Raw genomic sequence first — 18,875 nt, forward strand, 5'->3', positions numbered from 1 at the left:
CCTCGCAGCTCTGCTGTTGATGTCAAGCCATCGCCGCAACGTAATTCGGAGCGCAAAGCCTCACTTCCCCCTCCCCTCTTTCAGGCTGCCGCATAGCGGGCCGCACCGCCGATCCAACGCTCGATCAAACGCGCTGCCTGTTCGTGATGATGCGCAAGCATGTATTCGCCCACCTGCTGGACAGCCGGCAGCAGATGCGCATCACGCGCCAGATCGGCTATTCGCAAGCTCAATTGGCCAGTCTGCCGCGTACCTAGCACCTCGCCAGGGCCGCGCAATTCCAGATCCTTCTCCGCGATGCGAAACCCGTCGTTGGTCTCGCGCATCACCTGCAGGCGCTCGCGCGCAAGCTGGCCCAGTGGGGGCTGATAGAGCAGCACGCAATTGGATGAAACAGCGCCGCGCCCTACACGCCCACGCAGCTGGTGCAATTGCGCGAGACCCAAACGCTCACTGTTTTCGATCACCATGAGGCTGGCATTGGGCACGTCCACACCCACTTCGATCACCGTGGTCGCCACAAGCACGGACAACTGGCCCGACTTGAACGCATCCATCACAGCCTGCTTTTCTTTCGGCTTCATGCGGCCATGGATTAGGCCCACAGGACATTCGGTAAGCGCGTGCGAAAGTTCGGCATGGGCGGCTTCCGCAGCCTGCGCGCGCAGCTGTTCGGACTCTTCGATCAACGTGCACACCCAATAGGCTTGGCGCCGTTCCATGCAGGCAACACTGATGCGCTCAATCACTTCGGCACGGCGTGCGTTGGAAATCGCAACGGTCTGCACCGGTGTGCGGCCTGGCGGCAACTCGTCGATGGCGGAAATGTCCAGGTCGGCGTAAGCGCTCATCGCCAGCGTGCGTGGAATCGGCGTTGCGGTGAGCACCAGTTGATGCGGCACCAGCTCTCCTTCGATGCCCTTATCACGCAACGCCAGACGCTGCTGCACGCCGAAACGATGCTGTTCGTCGACGATCACCAATCCCAAACGCGCAAAGCTAACTCCTTCCTGCATCAAGGCATGCGTACCGATCACGATGGGAGCGCCTTCGGTCACGCGTTGCATGGCTTGCTGACGCGCCTTGCCTTGTTGCTTCCCGGCCAGCCATTCGACGTGGATGCCCAGTGGCTCCAGCCAATGGCGGAAATTGCGCAGATGCTGCTCAGCCAGCAATTCCGTCGGCGCCATCAACGCAACTTGATAGCCCGCTTCCACGGCCGCCAGCGCCGCGGCACACGCTACTGCCGTTTTGCCGGAACCGACATCGCCCTGCACAAGGCGAAGCATGGGGCTCGGCTGGGCGATATCTGCGGAGATTTCTTTGATGACGCGCTGCTGGGCCGCAGTGAGTTGGAAAGGCAACGATTTCAACCACTGCTGCCGCAACTTGCCATTGCCACCAAGCTTGGGGGCACGCCGCTCGCGCACTGTAGCGCGTAAACGCTTCAGGCTCATGTGCTGTGAGAGCAACTCTTCGAATGCCAGGCGTTGCTGCGCGGGATGGCGCCCCTGGATCAGCTGATCGATGCGGGCATCGGGCGGCGGCCGGTGCACGTACAACAATGCTTCGCGCAGCGAGGTCAATCCAAACTTGGCGCACAAACCAGGCGGAATCAGCTCCAGCTCTGTTTCTGCCGGAAGCTGCTGCATCGCCTTGGCGATGACGTTGCCCAGGCGCTTCTGCCCCAGCCCTTCGGTGGTGGGATAGACAGGCGTAAGCTGCTCGTCCAACGCAACAGACGCATCGTCTTCCAGCCGACGATACTGTGGATGCACCATCTCCAGGCCGGCGTTGCCTTGCCGTACCTCGCCATAGCAAAGCAGACGCGTGCCGACACGAAACTGCTCGGCCTGCGCGCGATTGAAGTGGAAGAAACGCAGCAAGAGCGTCTGCATCACGCCATCGCCGATGGCAACTTTCAGTTGCGGGCGATAGCGAAAACCCTTCTCCACCGCCTCCACCGTACCCACCACCTGCGCCCGCATACCTGGACGAAGGTCCGCCAGCGGCGTCAGATGTGTGCGGTCTTCATACCGTAATGGCAAGTGAAACCAAAGATCTCGAACACGATGAAGCCCCAACCTAGCCAGCGACTCAACCAACGCTGGACCGACGCCACCGAGCGTCGCGACTGGCCGGTTCCCTCGGTCATCGACGCTCGGCGTAGCAAGTTGAGGTTTCGGGGCGGCCATCGCTGCAAGACTAACCGAGCATGTCGGCTTGGCGAGTCAGACTGCGGACAAAAGCTGTCAGCAATCTGCGCGCGATTCGATCAGTCCATCACCATGATGGCGTCCACTTCCACTTGTGCACCCTTGGGCAAGCCCTTCACCTCGATGGTGGAGCGAGCCGGATACGGCTGCTGGAAGTACTCATTCATCACCACATTGACGGCGGTGAAATTGGCAAGATCTGTCACGTAAATGCCGACGCGCACGAATTTATCGAACGAGCCACCGGCTGCTTCGGCCACGGCTTTCAGATTGTCGAATACGCGACGCGTCTGCGCGCTGATATCGCCTTCCACCAACATGCCACTGACGGGATCGAGCGGAATCTGGCCGGAAAAGTACACTGTGTTGCCCGCACGCACCGCTTGTGAGTACGGGCCGATCGCGGCGGGGGCTTGGTCGGTCGAAATGATGGTGCGGGGCATGGGGATCATCCATCGGAGCGAAGGCGCAAGTGTAACGTGAGTGCCCTTCCATCTCCCCCCTTTGAGGAGAGGCAACTGACGCAGCACTACAACGGATACCGATACGCCCCGCTTACTACACCCGTGCGCCGCACGCGCCGGATCACCTCAGCCAGATGCTTACGGTTCTTCACTTCAATAGTGAACAGCAGCGTGGCCGCTGCCATGTCACGCTCGACGTATTCCACGTTTTCGATGTTCGAATCGGCCGCAGCGATCGCCGCCGCCACTGTGGCAAGCACGCCCGGACGGTTCATGACTTCGATGCGCAGCTCGGCGCGGTAATCGCCCTGCACGTCGCGGTCCCATTCGATGTCCACGCAGCGTTCGGGTGAGGATTTGCGCAGCTCGGCCATGTTCGGGCACTCGGTGCGATGCACGACGATGCCCTTGCCCGGCGACAGGTAGCCCACGATTTCGTCGCCCGGCAGTGGGTGGCAGCAATTGGCGAAGCTCAGCACGCCACGCTCGGCACCGGTGATGTGAATCTTTTCCGTCGGATGCGTCACCGGTGCGCCACGTCCGGAAGGAGTGCCTCGCGACGCCACGAGCTGGCTGGCAACCTGGTCGGGCATGCGATTGCCCAGCGCGATGTCGGCCAGCAATTCCTCCAAGCGCTTGAGCTTGGACTTGTGCAGGAATTTTTCCAGCGCCGCCGGCTGGATCGCATCCAAGCTGGTGCCCAACGCGTCCAACGCGCGATCGAGCATACGATGGCCGAAATCGACCGCATCCTCGTGCTGCAGATGCTTCAGATACTGACGAATTGCAGTGCGCGCCTTGCCGGTCACTACGAACTCAAGCCACGCCGGGTTGGGCACGGCAGAGGGCGCGGTGATGATCTCAACCTGTTGCCCCGACTCCAGCCGCGTGCGTAGCGGCAGCAGCTTCTTGTCGACGCGAGCTGCGACAGCGTGATCACCCACATCGGTATGCACGGCGTAGGCGAAATCCAGCGCCGTGGCATTGCGTGGCAACGACAGAATGTCACCACGCGGAGTGAACAAATACGTTTCATCCGGGAACAGGTCGATCTTGACGTTCTCGATGAACTCGGCCGCAGACGGCGTGTTTGCCTGGCTGTCCGCCAGCGCGGAAAGCCATTCGCGCGCACGGGCCTGCGCACTATTGGCCGGACCGCTTTCGGTCTTATATGCCCAATGAGCGGCCACGCCGCGCTCGGCCACCGAATCCATCTCCTCGGTACGGATCTGCACTTCGATCGGTGCGCCGAACGGGCCTAGCAGCACAGTATGCAGCGACTGGTAGCCGTTGGCCTTGGGGATGGCGATGAAATCCTTGAAGCGGCGGTCGACCGGCTTGTACAGCGCATGCACCACGCCGAGCGCCATGTAGCAGCTCATCGCGGCGTCGGTGACAACACGAAAACCGTACACATCCATGAGTTGCGCGAAGCTTTTGTGTTCGCTGCGCATCTTCGAGTAGATGCTCCACGGCGATTTGATGCGCCCAACCACACGCACTGGAATACGCTCTTCGACCAGGCGCGAAGTCAGCGCGCCTTCGATCCGCCCCATCGCCTCACGACGATTGCCCAGCGCAGCGCGAATGCGTTCGCTGATTACGCGATAGCGATCGGGATGCAGCCCGCGGAAGCCCAAATCCTGCAGCTCCGCCTTGATTTTGTTCATGCCAAGGCGCTGCGCGATAGGTGCGTAGATTTCCAACGTCTCGCGCGCAATGCGGCGACGCGATTCGGGATCCTTGGCGCCGAGCGTGCGCATGTTGTGCAGGCGATCGGCCAGCTTGATCAGGATCACGCGCAGATCGCGTGCCATCGCCAGCAGCATCTTGCGGAAGCTTTCTGCGTCGGCCTCCTGGCGGCTGGAAAAGCGCATCTTGTCCAGCTTGGTGACGCCGTCGACCAGCTCGGCGACGGGCTCGCCGAATTCTCCGGCAAGCTCGACGCGGGTTAGCGCGGTGTCTTCCAGTGTGTCGTGCAGGATCGCGGCGATGATGGTTTCCGCATCCATGCCGAATTCGGCCAGGATGCCGGCTACCGCAATGGGATGGGTGATGTAGGGCTCGCCGCTCTTGCGCGTCTGGCCCTCGTGGGCCACTGCGCCTACCTGGTAGGCACGCACCACACGGGCTACCTGCTGCTCGGGCAGGTAGGCAAGACGCTCTTTTAGTGCCACCACATACGGCGGCAGTGCGGACGTATCCTCGGGAGCGGGATGCGTAGCCGCCGTCATGAGTTCCGACGCCCGTTCAGGCGATCGCCTCATGACAGAGAGGGAACGAAAGGAGGCGGAGGCGTAACGCGCGGCTCGTCGATCCGGTGCGACCGGCTCGACGCATACGCTGTCGACAGCCGCCGCTATCCATCAGTCGTCTCCGCCTTTGGAGAGATCGTCGTCCACTTCCTGGGCGGCCCACTCCAGTGCTTCGCGCTCAGCACGCTCGCGTTCGGCGCGATCGATCTCGTCGATGGTTGCCTGATCGATGCGGCGGTCAGCGATTTCACGCAGCGCCAACACGGTCGGCTTATCGTGATCGGGGTTTACTGCCGGTTCGGCACCGTTGGCGAGCTGGCGGGCGCGTTTGGTCGCCATAAGAACCAATTCGAAACGGTTGTTGACTACCTCGAGGCAGTCTTCCACGGTAATGCGGGCCATGGGAAATCCTTGAACTATAAAAACTTATGCGGCCTAACAGTTTATCGGTAGGCTACCTGACTGGCAACGCGAGGGCTCGCGGTGACTATGGACAAGCTCTATCATGCCCGGCCGTTGCGCGCCAGCTCGAAACATTGTTGCAATGCGTGCACAATATAGAACTAAAAAGTACACTTTTACTCCCAAACCCCTTGCAGCGGATTCTTCCTCGATGCCCTCCCTGCCCCGTTTCGCCGCACTAAGCCGCCTGTTGCCCGCACTAGCCATGCTGTTGTTGCTCGCCGGGTGCGCCGTCGCCCCGCCCCGCACCGACGACCCGCTGGAGAAGTTCAATCGCAAGAGCTACGCCTTCAATATGGCGTTGGATACCCACGTATTGCGTCCGGTGGCGGTGGGTTACACCGAGATCACACCCAAGCCGGTGCAGACCTCGATCAGCAACTTCTTCACCAATATCAAGCTGCCGATCAGCATCGCCAACAGTCTGTTGCAGGCACGTCCGAGCGATGCCATGGCGGATACCGGCCGTTTCCTGATCAACATGACGGTGGGTGTAGCCGGCTTCTTCGATCCGGCGACGAAGATGCAGATTCCGCTCAAGGAAACCGATTTCGGCATCACCCTGGCCCGCTGGGGCGTACCCGAGGGCGACTTCCTGATGGTGCCACTGCTGGGGCCTTCGACCTTCCGCGACGTGTTGCAGTACCCGGTGGATGGTTATCTGTTCGATCCGCTGAGCTACTTTGAGCGCAACCACAAATTCCATTGGGGCCAGTACTACATCCCCGAGGCGGTTTACTTCGTCCAGATGCGCGCCCAGTTGCTCGACGCCGATAGCTTCCTGAAGACCGCCTACGACCCTTACGCCTTCGTGCGTGATGCCTGGCGCCAGAACCGCCTCAACAAGATCTATGACGGCAACCCGCCGGCGGATGTGATGCTGAAGCTGCAACAAGGCGGCTCGAACCAGCAGAACCAGCAGCAAAACTACGATCCCGAAGAGTTGCTCAAGGAGCAGCAAAAATGGGAGCAGCAACAGAAACAGCAGAAGTCGGGCGGAGCCTGATTCGGCTGAGCAATTAGGAAAAAACGGGGCTCTAGGGCCCCGTTTTTTTGCCTGTATGCAATGACATCGAAGGGCCGGTGACGTGCATATCGCTGCGTCCTTCGCATCGCCACAGCCAACAAAAAAGGGCTCATCAGAGCCCTTTTTTGTTGGCTGGCGATGCGAAGGATCAGTGCAGCAGTGACTCCACGCCACAGACTCGCGCAAGCGCCTGCATGCCCGTCGGCACGTGCTGCACTACGACGCGACGCCCGCCCTGATCCGCTTCCGAGAGCGCCGCCAGCACGCATGCCAAACCGGCGCTGTCGCAACTCTCCACGCCCGCAAGATCCAGCGTATGGCGATCGTTCTTCGCAAACGCGCTGCGCATCGCCACCAGGGCGTTTTCCGCCGTGGCGAAATTCAAGGTGCCGGACACGGAGACCGTGTCCGGCCGGTCGGAAGCAACCCGAAACTCGCCGGATTTACTTGGCGCCATTACCCTTGTCTTCCTGTTCCAGCTGACCGAGAGCTTTGTCGCCCTGCGTTTCCAGATCGGCAATGAGCTTGTCCAGGCCTTCCTTCTTGATCTCGGCATCAACCTGGTTGCGGTAATTGGTGATGTAGGAGATGCCTTCGATGATGACGTCATAGGCCTTCCACTGACCGTCGGCGGCCTGGTGGAAGACGTAGTTCACCGCAACGGTCTTGTTGTCGTCGGTGCTTACCTGCGTCTTCACCACCGTGTACTTGGGATTGACATCGCCGCTGAACGGCAGGACCTTCACGGTGCCTTTGGTATAGCTCAGCAGACCTTCCGCATAGCGATTGGTGAGCGAGGTGTAGAACGCTTTGGCGAAGCGCGAGCGCTGATCAGGCGAGGCCTCACGCGCGTGCATGCCCAACACCAGGATCGACGCCCAGTCGGTGTCGAAGTGCGGCAGGAAGATCTGGTTGATCGTCGCGACCAGCTTGGGCTTGTTGTTTTGCAGTTGCGCCTTGTGGTCGGCGATCTGCGTATCGAGCTGATGGGTGATGTCCTCCACCACGGCCTGCGGTGTCGATGCATTGGACGACTGCGCGCTGGATGCACTCTGCGCGAAAGCCGGCATGACAACAACGCTGCCCAGAGCGATGGCGGTGGCAATAGCCAGGTGACGCAACATGGATGACTCCTAGTAAAGCCGGCTCAATGTTTGCCGGCGGGCGGATTGGACGAACCGTTGCCACCGGCATTGCTGTTGCCGCTGGACGAACCATTGACCAGGAACTTGCCGATCAGATCTTCCAGCTGCATCGCCGACTGCGTCAGCACGAGCTGGTCGCCGTCCTTGAGCGAATTCGGCGAGCCACCGGGCTGGATCGCAACATACTGGCTGCCGATCAAACCACTGGTGAATACGGCGGCGGCCGAATCGTCAGGAATCTGGTTGTATTTGCTGTCGATGGCCAGCGTGACGGTAGCGTCCAGTTTCACCGGATCGGCCTTCACATCGGCCACACTGCCGATGGCCACGCCCGCCATCTTCACTGGCGCCCCTTCCGACAGTGCACCGACATTGGTGAAATGGGCGGTCACTTTGTAACTGCCACCGATAGCGTCAGCCACGCCGCCCGCGCCAAAGAACTTGCCGAGCATTTCTTCCAGCGGCTGCGTCGAGCGGGTCAGCACCAGATGACCGCCGTTCGCCAGATAGTTCTTGGCACTGCCGAACTGCAGACCTACGTACTGGTCGCCCAGCAAGCCGCTGGTGTAGATCACCGCGGTCGAATCGGTGGGAATCTGGCCGAACTTCTTGTCGATCGAAAGCTTGACATCAGCCACGTCTTTGCCTGGCTCCAGCGAGATCGACTGCACCTGGCCCACACGCACGCCCGCCACTTTCACCGGCGCACGCTCCTTGAGCTGGCCGACGTTTACGAACTGCGCGTCGATGACGTAGCTGGCCCCCTGGTGACTGTTGACGACCGACGTCGTCTGCGTCGCGAGATAGGCCAGTGCGGCGAAACCGAACACGATGAACAGGCCGGTGCCGACGGCATAGGATTTTCGCTGGCTCACGAGGAGGTCCTCAGAAATAAGCAATAAGTCATGATGGTCACATCAGGAAAGCGGTGAGCACGAAGTCCAACGCGAGAATCGCGATTGACGACGCCACCACGGTGCGCGTGGTGGCGTACGCCACGCCCTCGCTGGTCGGCGGCGTGGTGTAGCCCTGGAATACAGCGATCAGCGCAATCACTGCGCCAAACACGAGGCTTTTCCAGATCACGCCATTGATGACGTCGTCCCACACATCCACGTTTGCGGTCATGTTCGACCAGAACGTGCCGTTGTCGACGCCCAGCCAGTCCACCGCAACCAGCTGGCCACCGAAAATGCTCATTCCACAGAACACGCAGCACAGCAGCGGCATGGCGACCAGGCCGGCAAGAAAGCGCGGAACCGCGACATAGGCGATCGGATCCACCGCCATCATTTCCATCGCCGCGATCTGGTCGGTAGCGCGCATCAGACCGATTTCCGCTGTGATCGACGTGCCCGCGCGACCTGCAAACAATAGTGCGGTCACCACCGGCCCCAGTTCGCGATAGACCGCCAACGCCACCACTGAACCTGTGGCCGACGTGCCGCCGAAGATCGACAACACGTGATACAGCTGCAAGCTGAGCACCATGCCTATGAACAAGCCGCAGGTCATGATGATGGTGAGGCTCATCGCACCAACGAACCACAGCTGGCGGACCGTTTCGCGCGCATACCGCAGACTGCTTGGAATGGCTGCAAGAATCCGCAGCAGGAACAGCCCGCAGCGGCCGATCTGGGCCAGTGAGCCGATCACGACATTTTCGCCGCGCTCAAGTTGTGTGCTCATGCTGCGCCCTGCTTGAAACCGAGGGCCTGCGCGTAATCGCCGGCCGGATACTGGAACGGTACCGGACCATCCGCATCGCCACCGAAGAACTGGCGCGTCCATGGCGAACCGTCATGGTCGATGGTCTTGGGATCGCCCTGCGCCACCACTTTGCCGTTGGCGATCAGATAGATGTGATCGGCCACCTGCTTGATCGCCTCCAACTCGTGCGCCACCAGCACGCTGGTAATGCCCAGCGTCTCGTTGAGCGTGCGGATAAGTTTCAGCACCTGATTGAGCGCGATCGGATCCAGGCCTACGAACGGTTCGTCATAGAGGATCAGCATGGGATCGAACACGATCGCGCGCGCCAACGCCACGCGTCGCGCCATGCCGCCGGAAAGTTCAGCAGGCATCAGCGAGGCCGCACCACGCAAACCCACCGCCTGCAGCTTGGTGAGCACGATGTTGCGGATCAGCACTTCCGGAAGCTTTGTGTGCTGACGTAGCGGGAACGCCACGTTCTCAAACACGTCGAAATCGGTAAGCAGCGCGGAGTTCTGGAACAGATAACCGATACGCTCACGCAGCTCGAACAGGGCATAGCGCGACAACTTCGACACGTTGAACCCATCCACCCACACTTCGCCGGCAGCACCACGCATTTGTCCGGTGATGTGCTTGAGCAGGGTGGTCTTGCCGGTGCCGCTGGGCCCCATGATGGCCGTCACCTTGCCGCGCGGGATATCCAGGTCCAGCTTGTCGAACACGGTCTTGCCGTTGAGCACCGTGGTAAGGCCACGGATGCGCACCAGGGCACGATCCTCAGGTTGGGCTTGGACGGTCTCGGTCATGGCAAGGGGATGAGGGGAAAGTGCAAAAGTTAACTGAACTGGGCGCCTAATGCTATCCGGCCCGGTACAGTAATGATCCGAATTTCGAGTTCAGGTATTGGCCAGGAGTTCCCGAATCAAGGTCTCGTGGCGCTGGCATTGCAGCGAGCTGCGCTGGCGGACCGCCCGCACAATGGCCTGCAGGGTATCCAGCGCGTCCTCGAACCGGTCGTTCACGACGATGTAGTCGAACTCATGGGCGTGGGCGATTTCCCCACGCGAATTGCGCAGCCGGCGCTCGATCACTTCCTCGCTGTCCGAGCCGCGCCCTCTCAGGCGCCGCTCCAACTCCGTGCGCGACGGCGGCAAGATGAACACGCTCACGCAATCGGGCTTGGCCTTGCGTATCTGTGCGGCACCCTGCCAGTCGATCTCCAGCAGCACATCACGCCCTTGCTGCAGTAGATCCTGCACCGTCTTGCGCGAAGTGCCGTAGAAATTGCCATGCACTTCAGCATGTTCAAGAAAAATGCCCTCGACCACCTCGCGCTCGAACTCGGTGCGCTCCACGAAGTAATAGTGCCGGCCGTACTGCTCGCCTGGACGCGGTGGACGCGTGGTATGCGAAATCGACAACGAGATGCTCGGCTCGCGCTCCAGCAGTGCGTTCACCAATGTAGATTTGCCTGCACCGGAGGGCGCGGCAACCATGAAGAGCGTGCCTTCGGTAGCGCCAGTATTGGACGTATGCGCGCTCATTCGATGTTCTGCACCTGCTCGCGCATCTGCTCGATCAATACTTTCAGCTCTACCGCAGCATTGGTCGTACGCGCATCGATCGATTTGGAGCCGAGCGTGTTCGCCTCCCGGTTGAATTCCTGCATCAGGAAATCCAGGCGACGGCCGACTGGCTCCTTCAAACTGAGCACACGACGCGTTTCGCCGATATGCGTGCTCAAGCGATCCAGTTCCTCGTCCACATCGGAACGCGTAACTTGCAGCACCAGCTCCTGCTCCAATCGCCCGGGATCGGCCGGCTGCTTCAAATCGGCCAGGCGCGATTCCAGCCGCGCACGCAGGGCGGTGCGGATCTCCGGCATCCATCTGCGCACATCGGCCACGATGCGCTCGATGGCATCCAGTCGCTCGCGCAGAAGATCGGCCAGCTTGGTGCCTTCGCGCTCTCGCGTGGCCGTCAGTGCTTCCAATGCCCGGTCGAGCACGTCCAGCAGCGTGGCCTGCTGCGCTTCCTGATCCACCTCCGCGTGCTGGAGTACACCCGGGAAACGCAACAGTTCCGTGAATTCAATGCGCATGCGCGGAAAGCGCGCTTCCATATCCAGCGCCAGTTCGGACAGGCGGCCCACCAACGCGCTGTCCACCTGCAGCGATTCACTGCGCGATTCGCCACGCCGCACGATCACGTCCACCTTGCCACGCGAAAGCCGGCTTGCAATGCGTTCGCGCAACGCAGACTCGAAACTGCGCATGTCTTCCGGCAGCCGCGGGCTGAGTTCCAGATAGCGGTGATTGACCGCGCGCAACTCGCATGTCAGCGCCCCCACTGAGGTGGTCACTTCGGCGGACGCGTAGGCGGTCATGCTGCGAATCATGGAGACGTGGGGTCCGGACAGTAAGGAAAGTGGTCAATGGTAAACTGTCTCGTCCTGACTTGCCCAATAAACCTATGCCAGTGTCCCGTCCAAGCGGTCGCGCCAACGACCAGTTGCGCACCATCACCATCGAGCGTCACTACACCCGTCACGCCGAAGGTTCCGTGCTGATCGCCTTCGGCGACACGCGCGTGCTATGCACCGCCAGCATCGAAGATCGCTTGCCGCCCTGGCTGCGCGGCAAGGGCGAAGGCTGGGTCACCGCCGAATACGGCATGCTCCCGCGCGCCACGTCCACCCGCACGCAGCGTGAAGCCACGCGTGGCAGCCAGGGTGGCCGCACCATGGAAATCCAGCGTCTGATCGGCCGCAGCCTGCGCGCCTGCGTGGATCGCCAGTCGCTGGGCGAACGTGTGATCACCCTGGACTGCGACGTGATCCAGGCCGACGGCGGCACGCGCACCGCTGCCATCACCGGCGCCTACGTGGCACTGGTCGACGCAGTGAACGTGGTAATGAAGCGCGAGAACCTTCGCCGCAATCCGATCATCGGCGCAGTGGCTGCGGTATCGGTGGGCGTTTATCAAGGCATGCCCGTGCTCGACCTCGATTACGACGAAGACGCCAACTGCGATACGGACATGAACGTCGTGATGAACGACGGCGGCGGCATCATCGAAGTGCAAGGCACGGCCGAAGGTCACGCGTTCCGGCGCAATGAAATGGATGCCATGGTCGACTTGGCCGAAAAGGGCATCGCCGAATTGATCGGCCTGCAGCGCGCAGCGCTCGAACAAGGTTGATAGCCTTCATGCAACGCATCGTTCTCGCCAGCAGTAATCGCGGCAAGCTTGCCGAATTCAACAAGTTGCTCGCCGATAGCCCGTTCGAAGTGATTCCGCAGACCGAGCTGGGTGTTGAGGATGCCGAGGAAACCGGCCTCACCTTCGTCGAAAATGCGCTGCTCAAGGCGCGTCACGCATCACACGTCACCGGCTTGCCCGCTCTCGCGGATGATTCGGGCTTGTGCGTGATGCATCTACGCGGCGCCCCCGGCCTCTACTCTGCGCGATACAGCGGCGGACACGGCAACGCGGAAGCCAATAACGCACGCCTGCTGCACGAACTGGACGGCGTTCCGGCGGAACAACGCGGTGCTTTCTTCATAAGCGTGCTGGCCTTGCTATGGCACGCCGACGATCCCGCGCCGCTCATCGCGGAAGGACGCTGGCATGGCCGCGTACTCGATGCACCACGCGGCGAGCGCGGTTTCGGCTATGACCCGCTATTCCTGCCGCACGGTCAATCGCTGAGTGCAGCCGAACTGGACCACGACGTGAAAAATAGCCTCAGCCACCGCGGCCAGGCCATGGTCAAATTGCACGCACGCATCGCCGAATTGCACGCCTAAGATGTCGCTGATCGCACCACCGCTTGCCTTGTACGTCCACATGCCGTGGTGCGTAAAAAAGTGCCCGTATTGCGATTTCAATTCGCATGGCCTTCGGGGTGAACCGCCATACGCGGCGTATGTGGATGCCTTGCTGACCGACCTGGACGCCGACCTGGCCGACTTCGGCAACGCGCTGCAGAGCCGGCCGATCATCAGCGTGTTCTTCGGCGGCGGCACGCCGAGCCTTTTCTCGCCGGATCTGATCGCGCGTTTTCTCGACGGCGCCCGTGCACGCCTGCCATTCGTCGATGCGTGCGAAATCACGCTGGAAACCAATCCCGGCACCGTCGAGCATGGTCGTTTCGATGGCTATCTCGCCGCGGGCGTCAATCGCATTTCCTTCGGTATCCAGAGCTTCGACAACAACAAGCTCAAACGCCTCGGACGCATCCACTCTTCAGCCGAGGCGGAAGCTGCGGTGAAATCCGCACAGGATGCGGGCATGGCAAACATCAACCTGGATCTGATGTACGCGCTGCCGGAGCAGACACTGTCCGGCGCCCTGCACGACGTGGAGCGTGCTGTCGCGCTGCAGCCTGCGCACATTTCGCACTACCAGCTCACGCTGGAACCCAACACTGTATTTGCCGCGCACCCGCCGCCGCTGCCGGATGACGACACGGCGTGGGCCATCCAGGAAGCCTGCGAAGCACGACTGGCCGAAAGCGGCTATGCGCAATACGAAATTTCCGCCTACGCCAAACTCGACCGACGTTGCGAACATAACCTCAACTACTGGCGCTTCGGCGATTACCTGGGGATTGGCGCCGGCGCACACGGCAAGCTCACCGATACCGGCACCGGCGAAGTGCTGCGCCGCTGGAAAATCCGCCATCCCAACGCCTATCTCGAAGCCGCCAGTACACCCGCCCGCGTCGGTGGCCACGCGTCAGTGCCGGCAGATGAACTGCCGTTCGAGTACATGCTCAATGCCCTGCGCTTGATTGATGGCGTCCCGCTGGATGACTTTGCCGCCCGTACCGGGCTGCCTGCCGAGCACATCGCCGACCGCCTCGCCGCGGGCCGCCAGAAAGGCTGGCTGGAAAACGACCCTCGTTATCTGCGTACCACGCCGCTGGGCCAGCGCTTTCTCAATGATGTCATCGGAAGTTTCCTGGCGTAGTCAGCACCCAAAAATGTGACCTAATTCACAAAACCTATGACGAAGCCCTGGAACAGGCATACACTTGCCTTACGGGGAACTCACGGGGAATTCGGGTCATGGATGTCGAGCCAGGGGTGTATCCATCGTCTGCGCCTGCAGGTCGCTCTACCGACCTCAGCAGGATGCCCTTGCGCGTACGCAAACTGATCGAAACAGCCTGCATTCTGTGCGACCACTGGGCCGAACCCACACTGCGCCTGTGCCTGGACCGCTTCGATAAGCGCCTCTACGACTACGCCGAACAATCCCGCAATCATCTCGAAGAGCAGCGCTGTTTCGATAGCCGCCATCTGGTGCAACGCGGACGTACCGCGTTCGTGCAATCGTTCAGCGCCAAATTGCGTGCGAGCTTCGAGCGCATGGGCGAGGAAGAAGATGAGCGAGCTCCGCAAACGCTGAGTCAGCATTCGCTGACCCTGCTCGACCGCACCGAACACGAACTCACCGCCGCTCTCGACAAGCTCGCGGCGCGTGGCGAGGCACAGAACGGCCCGATTCTGTCCGAGCTTTCCTATCGCCTGGCCGTGCTCGTCGCAGCTCCGCCACTGGAAGGCAAGCAACTGCCAGCCGGCCCGCAAAATATGGCGCGTATTCTGCGCGCCGCCAGCGAACCACTGGATCTGCCGATCGAACATCGCCTGTTGCTGTTCCAGGAATTCGAAAGCAGCGTTGGCCGCACACTGGTGTCGCTCTACGAAGGCATCAACGCCAAGCTGCTGGCGGATGGCATTCTCCCAAGGCTGCGCGCATTCACTGTACCGCGTCCAGCGAACGGTCCCGCGTACGCCGGTTCGCCGAATGCCACTGCAGCGCCGTCGTCGACAACGGCGCCCCATCGTTCCGCACACGGCAACGAACCGATTGCCGTGCTCGAAACGCTGCGCGATTTACTCGCACGTCAACGCGTGCATCCATCCAGCGTAGCCGCGCCCACAAGCGCGCGCACAGCCACACCTGACGAACTGCAGGTAGCCATGTCGGCGTTGCAACAGCACATGGTGCAGGTCACCGATCGCACCAGTCGCGAGCTGCGCAGTGCGCAACGCCTCCAGGAGGAGTTGATATATCAATTGAATCTCGGCCTTCCGCACGATGCGCCACGCATGCAGTTGACGCCCGAGCAAGGCGATACGGTGGAATTGGTGGCCATGCTGTTTGAGCAGCTTGCCCAGCAGCTGCATCACGGCCCTGATGCGAACGCACTGCTTGGCAACTTGCAGTTGCCGCTGTTGCGTCTGGCCGTCTCCGATCGTGATTTCTTTGACCAGCGCGAACACCCTGCACGCCAGTTGCTGAGCAAGCTGACCGAAGCCCTTGATACTTGGCTGCATAGCGCAAACGGCGAAACTGATCACCAACTGCTCGCCAAGCTCGGCCAACTCGTGGAACGTGCGCAGCTGGAGCCACCCTCTGCAGGGCTCTACACCACCCTGCTGGCGGATATCGACCACCATCTGATGCAGCTGGTACGCAAAGCGCAAGCAGCTGAGCGTCGCCACGTGGAAGCCATGCAAGGCCGCGAGCGACTGGAGCAGGCACGTCGACGCGCCGATGAACTGATGGCCGAACGCTTCGCGATCGTATCGCCACGCGGCCTGTTGCGCACCTTGCTGGAGCGCGCGTGGACAGACGTACTGGCACTGACTCTGCTGCGTCACGACGAACACAGCGAAGCCTTCCTGCATCAGTTGCGCATCACAGATCAATTGCTCGGCCAGTTTCCGGTGAATGATCCCTTGGCATTGCAGCAGGAAGTGGAAACAGGCCTGCAACAAATTGGCATGCATGCGGACGAGGCTGAGCAAGTCGCACAACGCTTGATCAGCGTGGACGCACCGCCGCCTGTCGTCTCCACGCCCGCTGCACCCGATATTCCCAAACCTGTCGCTACCGAAGCAGCAAACCCCGAACCCGCTCCGCAACCAGAGCCGACACCAGCAGTGGCGGCAAAAACACATTCGACACGCCTATCCGATCCACCCAGCACGACCGATCTCGCAATCCGCCTCAAGCAGCGCCAGCGTCTGGGTGAACATCGCGCCGAGGAAACTCCGCAAGCGACGCAAGCCGCCGTGGTGCCACCACTCGGCTTGCGTGAGGCGCGTATCCATAATCATTTGCGACAACTGCCATTCGGCACCTGGTTCGAGTTCACCGATCCGGCCACTGGCAAAACCACACAGCAAAAGCTGGCCTGGTTCTCGCCGATCTCAGGCAACAGCTTGTTCGTGAATCGCCGTGGTCAACGCAACGACGTCATGAACTTGCAGGAACTGGCACATGCGATAGCAGATGGTCGCGTGCGCGAGATACCCGCGCAGGATGAAAACCTCCTCGACCGCGCCTGGCACGCACTCACCAACAACCTGCGGCGTCCTGCGCCACTGCTGCCAGAGGCCCGCCCATGAACGAACAACGCCGCGCCCCCCGCAAACGCCCTAACTACGTCGTCACCGTTACTGATGCGCTCACCGGCCAGTCGCTCGGCCACGTGGGCAATCTCTCCAGCAACGGCATGCTGCTGATCAGCCAGCACTCGCCTCGCAGCGAAGCGGTTTATCAAGTCTGTCTACCGCTACCTACGCGAGACGGCAACATGCCGACCATCGAGGTCGGTATCCAGGAGCAATGGCACGAACCGGCGGCCACACCCGGGCAAATCTGGTCCGGATTTCGCATCATCGCCATTGGCAGCAACGATGCTGCGCAATTGGAGCGTTGGCTGCACCAGCCTTGATGTTGTTAGCGCACGCACGAAATACGTAAACATTCCTGCGCCAACTTAGGCACATAACTTTTCACGAAACTGGATCTTTCCTAGCCGTCATTCCGGCGAAGGCCGGAATCCAGTTTAAATGCGTTGTGCGAAGCACTCAAAACCGGTTTTGTGTCCTTCGGACGCGATTTTTAACTGGATTCCGGCCTTCGCCGGAATGACGGTTAGGCATGATCAAGCATCTCTAAGGTTATGCTGAATTTCTCGCACGCATCGATGAATTTCCTCTACACCCGTAACGCACTCTGATACAGACGTACACCCGCGCTACACTGCCCGAATCAACACCTCCGCGGAACGTCGCATGAGCCAAGATCTCGCCCCCCTGTTCGCCCAACACATCGCCACGCTGCGCCAGCGCGCGGACCAGGCGCTGGCACTGGGCGGTTTCGATCATCTGCTGATCGCTGCAAGCACACCACTGCGCAAGTTCCTCGACGACCAGGACTACTCCTTCGTCGCCAATCCACATTTCCGTCATTGGTTACCGCTCACCGACACACCGGGTAGCTGGGTGGTGTATACCCCCGGCAACAAGCCAAAGCTGATCTTCGTGCAGCCGCGCGATTACTGGCATGTGGTGCCGGCTGCGCCGAGTGGCTATTGGGTGGATCAGTTTGACATCACAACGGTGCGCACGCATGCCGAAGCCGTGGCGTTGCTGCCGAAAGGCCAACGCGCCGTGATTGCGCCGGAATGCCCAAGCATCGACGGTGTGGAAGCCAATAATCCCGAAGTGGTGGTCAACTACCTCCATTGGCATCGCAGCTACAAAACACCCTACGAGTTGGAGCTGATGCGCGAAGCCAGCCGCATTGGCACGCGCGCACATCGCGCCGCCGAAAGCGCCTTCCGCGCAGGCGAGAGCGAATTCGGTATCCAGCTCGCTTACCTCGCCGCCGCCAGCCAGACCGAAGCAGAGCTGCCCTACTCGAACATCGTGTGCCTCAACGAACACGGTGCAGTGCTGCACTACACGCACTTCGATCGCACGCCGCCGAAGCAAAGCCGTTCGTTCCTGATCGACGCGGGCGCCAGCAAATCGGGTTATGCCAGCGATATCACGCGTACGTATGCAGCAGCGGGTCATCTGGAATTCCAGGCGTTGATCGACAGCATGGAACGCGCGCAACAAGGTTTTGCTGCGAAGGTAAAGGCCGGACAGAGCTATGCGGACCTGCACATCCATGCGCACCATGTGCTGGCCGAAGTGCTGCGCGAACATGGCCTGATCCGCCTGAACGCCGAAAGCGCAGTGCAATCTGGCGTGACATCCGCATTCTTCCCGCATGGTCTTGGCCACCCCATCGGCTTGCAGGTGCACGACGTCGCCGGCTTCCAGGTCAATGAGGCCGGCGGCTTCATTCCGCGTCCGCAAGGTCATCCGTATCTGCGCATGACGCGCGTGTTGGAACCGGGCATGGTCGTCACCATCGAACCGGGCCTGTATTTCATCGACATGTTGCTGGAAGAACTGCGCGCCAAGCCGGTTGCCAACGACATCGACTGGAACAAGGTGGACGCATTCCGTCCTTACGGCGGCATCCGCATCGAGGACGATGTGGTGTGCACGAACGACGAACCGGAAAACCTCACACGCAATGCGTTTGCAGTGCTGAGCTGAAAGCCATACAACGCGTAGTGCGTAGGTTGGGTTAGCTCAGCGTAACTCAACAATACCGTCCCAAAGATGTTGGGTTACGCTGCGCTAACCCAACCTACGGGCTTCACTACGGCCCGCTCGCAAGGAGCGGGCCAACATGCGGTGATTCGGCAAAGAATCACCAGACCAGTTGAT

At 60.9% G+C, this 18,875-nt stretch carries 18 protein-coding genes; 7 read left to right on the forward strand and 11 right to left on the reverse strand.

What is annotated here, in order from left to right; all coding sequences use genetic code 11:
- Window positions 1-80: 80 nt before the first annotated feature.
- The 4 genes from recG to rpoZ form a co-directional block, all read right to left on the reverse strand.
- Window positions 81-2,195, reverse strand: coding sequence for an ATP-dependent DNA helicase RecG (gene recG, locus QQJ86_RS06755; RefSeq protein WP_284320148.1), 2,115 nt, complete (start codon window positions 2,193-2,195; stop codon window positions 81-83).
- 80 nt (window positions 2,196-2,275) lie between these two features.
- Entirely contained in the window at window positions 2,276-2,659 is a 384-nt protein-coding gene (locus QQJ86_RS06760; RefSeq protein WP_284320149.1) for a RidA family protein, read from the reverse strand.
- An 86-nt stretch (window positions 2,660-2,745) separates the two neighbouring features.
- Complete coding sequence (locus tag QQJ86_RS06765; protein ID WP_423372892.1) at window positions 2,746-4,947, reverse strand: RelA/SpoT family protein; 2,202 nt, start codon at window positions 4,945-4,947, stop codon at window positions 2,746-2,748.
- A gap of 99 nt (window positions 4,948-5,046) precedes the next feature.
- Entirely contained in the window at window positions 5,047-5,337 is a 291-nt protein-coding gene (gene rpoZ, locus QQJ86_RS06770; protein WP_284320151.1) for a DNA-directed RNA polymerase subunit omega, read from the reverse strand.
- Between the two features lie 211 nt (window positions 5,338-5,548).
- Between rpoZ and QQJ86_RS06775 the strand changes: the two genes are divergently transcribed.
- Window positions 5,549-6,403, forward strand: coding sequence for an MlaA family lipoprotein (locus QQJ86_RS06775; protein ID WP_284320152.1), 855 nt, complete (start codon window positions 5,549-5,551; stop codon window positions 6,401-6,403).
- 169 nt (window positions 6,404-6,572) lie between these two features.
- Here the strand turns inward: QQJ86_RS06775 and QQJ86_RS06780 are convergent, their stop codons facing one another.
- The 7 genes from QQJ86_RS06780 to QQJ86_RS06810 all read right to left on the reverse strand — a co-directional run bounded on the left by QQJ86_RS06780 (window position 6,573) and on the right by QQJ86_RS06810 (window position 11,683).
- On the reverse strand, window positions 6,573-6,881 hold the full coding sequence (locus QQJ86_RS06780; protein WP_284320153.1) for an STAS domain-containing protein: 309 nt from the start codon (window positions 6,879-6,881) through the stop codon (window positions 6,573-6,575).
- Window positions 6,868-7,548 carry an MlaC/ttg2D family ABC transporter substrate-binding protein gene (locus QQJ86_RS06785; protein ID WP_284320154.1) on the reverse strand — a complete coding sequence of 227 codons (681 nt, stop codon included), beginning with the start codon at window positions 7,546-7,548 and terminating at the stop codon, window positions 6,868-6,870. The genes QQJ86_RS06780 and QQJ86_RS06785 overlap by 14 nt, the downstream gene beginning before the upstream one ends.
- A gap of 23 nt (window positions 7,549-7,571) precedes the next feature.
- Window positions 7,572-8,444 carry an outer membrane lipid asymmetry maintenance protein MlaD gene (mlaD, locus tag QQJ86_RS06790; protein WP_284320155.1) on the reverse strand — a complete coding sequence of 291 codons (873 nt, stop codon included), beginning with the start codon at window positions 8,442-8,444 and terminating at the stop codon, window positions 7,572-7,574.
- A 37-nt stretch (window positions 8,445-8,481) separates the two neighbouring features.
- The gene (gene mlaE, locus QQJ86_RS06795; RefSeq protein ID WP_284320156.1) at window positions 8,482-9,258 is read right to left on the reverse strand and encodes a lipid asymmetry maintenance ABC transporter permease subunit MlaE; all 777 of its coding nucleotides are present in this window, start codon (window positions 9,256-9,258) and stop codon (window positions 8,482-8,484) included.
- Window positions 9,255-10,091, reverse strand: coding sequence for an ABC transporter ATP-binding protein (locus QQJ86_RS06800; RefSeq protein ID WP_284320157.1), 837 nt, complete (start codon window positions 10,089-10,091; stop codon window positions 9,255-9,257). Before QQJ86_RS06800 ends, mlaE begins: the two co-directional genes overlap by 4 nt.
- Window positions 10,092-10,181: 90 nt before the next feature.
- Window positions 10,182-10,829 (reverse strand): guanylate kinase, encoded by a 648-nt coding sequence (gene gmk, locus QQJ86_RS06805; protein WP_284320158.1) that lies wholly within the window; start codon window positions 10,827-10,829, stop codon window positions 10,182-10,184.
- A complete protein-coding gene (locus QQJ86_RS06810; protein WP_284320159.1) occupies window positions 10,826-11,683 on the reverse strand; it encodes a YicC/YloC family endoribonuclease in 858 nt (285 codons plus the stop codon). Before QQJ86_RS06810 ends, gmk begins: the two co-directional genes overlap by 4 nt.
- A 74-nt stretch (window positions 11,684-11,757) precedes the next feature.
- Between QQJ86_RS06810 and rph the strand changes: the two genes are divergently transcribed.
- From rph to pepQ, 6 genes are all read left to right on the forward strand, one after another.
- Window positions 11,758-12,486: a ribonuclease PH gene (gene rph, locus QQJ86_RS06815; RefSeq protein WP_284320160.1), complete on the forward strand. Its 729-nt coding sequence runs from the start codon at window positions 11,758-11,760 to the stop codon at window positions 12,484-12,486.
- Between the two features lie 8 nt (window positions 12,487-12,494).
- Complete coding sequence (gene rdgB / locus QQJ86_RS06820; RefSeq protein WP_284320161.1) at window positions 12,495-13,094, forward strand: RdgB/HAM1 family non-canonical purine NTP pyrophosphatase; 600 nt, start codon at window positions 12,495-12,497, stop codon at window positions 13,092-13,094.
- Window position 13,095: 1 nt separating this feature from the next.
- Complete coding sequence (hemW, locus tag QQJ86_RS06825; protein WP_284320162.1) at window positions 13,096-14,259, forward strand: radical SAM family heme chaperone HemW; 1,164 nt, start codon at window positions 13,096-13,098, stop codon at window positions 14,257-14,259.
- A 98-nt stretch (window positions 14,260-14,357) separates the two neighbouring features.
- Window positions 14,358-16,709, forward strand: a complete 2,352-nt coding sequence (locus QQJ86_RS06830) for a DUF1631 family protein (protein ID WP_284320163.1) — start codon at window positions 14,358-14,360, stop codon at window positions 16,707-16,709.
- A complete protein-coding gene (locus tag QQJ86_RS06835; protein ID WP_284320164.1) occupies window positions 16,706-17,038 on the forward strand; it encodes a PilZ domain-containing protein in 333 nt (110 codons plus the stop codon). The genes QQJ86_RS06830 and QQJ86_RS06835 overlap by 4 nt, the downstream gene beginning before the upstream one ends.
- A 343-nt stretch (window positions 17,039-17,381) precedes the next feature.
- Window positions 17,382-18,701 carry a Xaa-Pro dipeptidase gene (gene pepQ / locus QQJ86_RS06840; protein ID WP_284320165.1) on the forward strand — a complete coding sequence of 440 codons (1,320 nt, stop codon included), beginning with the start codon at window positions 17,382-17,384 and terminating at the stop codon, window positions 18,699-18,701.
- Window positions 18,702-18,875: the final 174 nt, after the last annotated feature.

Origin of the sequence: Dyella acidisoli (genome assembly GCF_030160295.1) — a bacterium.
GTDB classification, from domain to species: Bacteria; Pseudomonadota; Gammaproteobacteria; order Xanthomonadales; family Rhodanobacteraceae; genus Dyella_B; species Dyella_B acidisoli.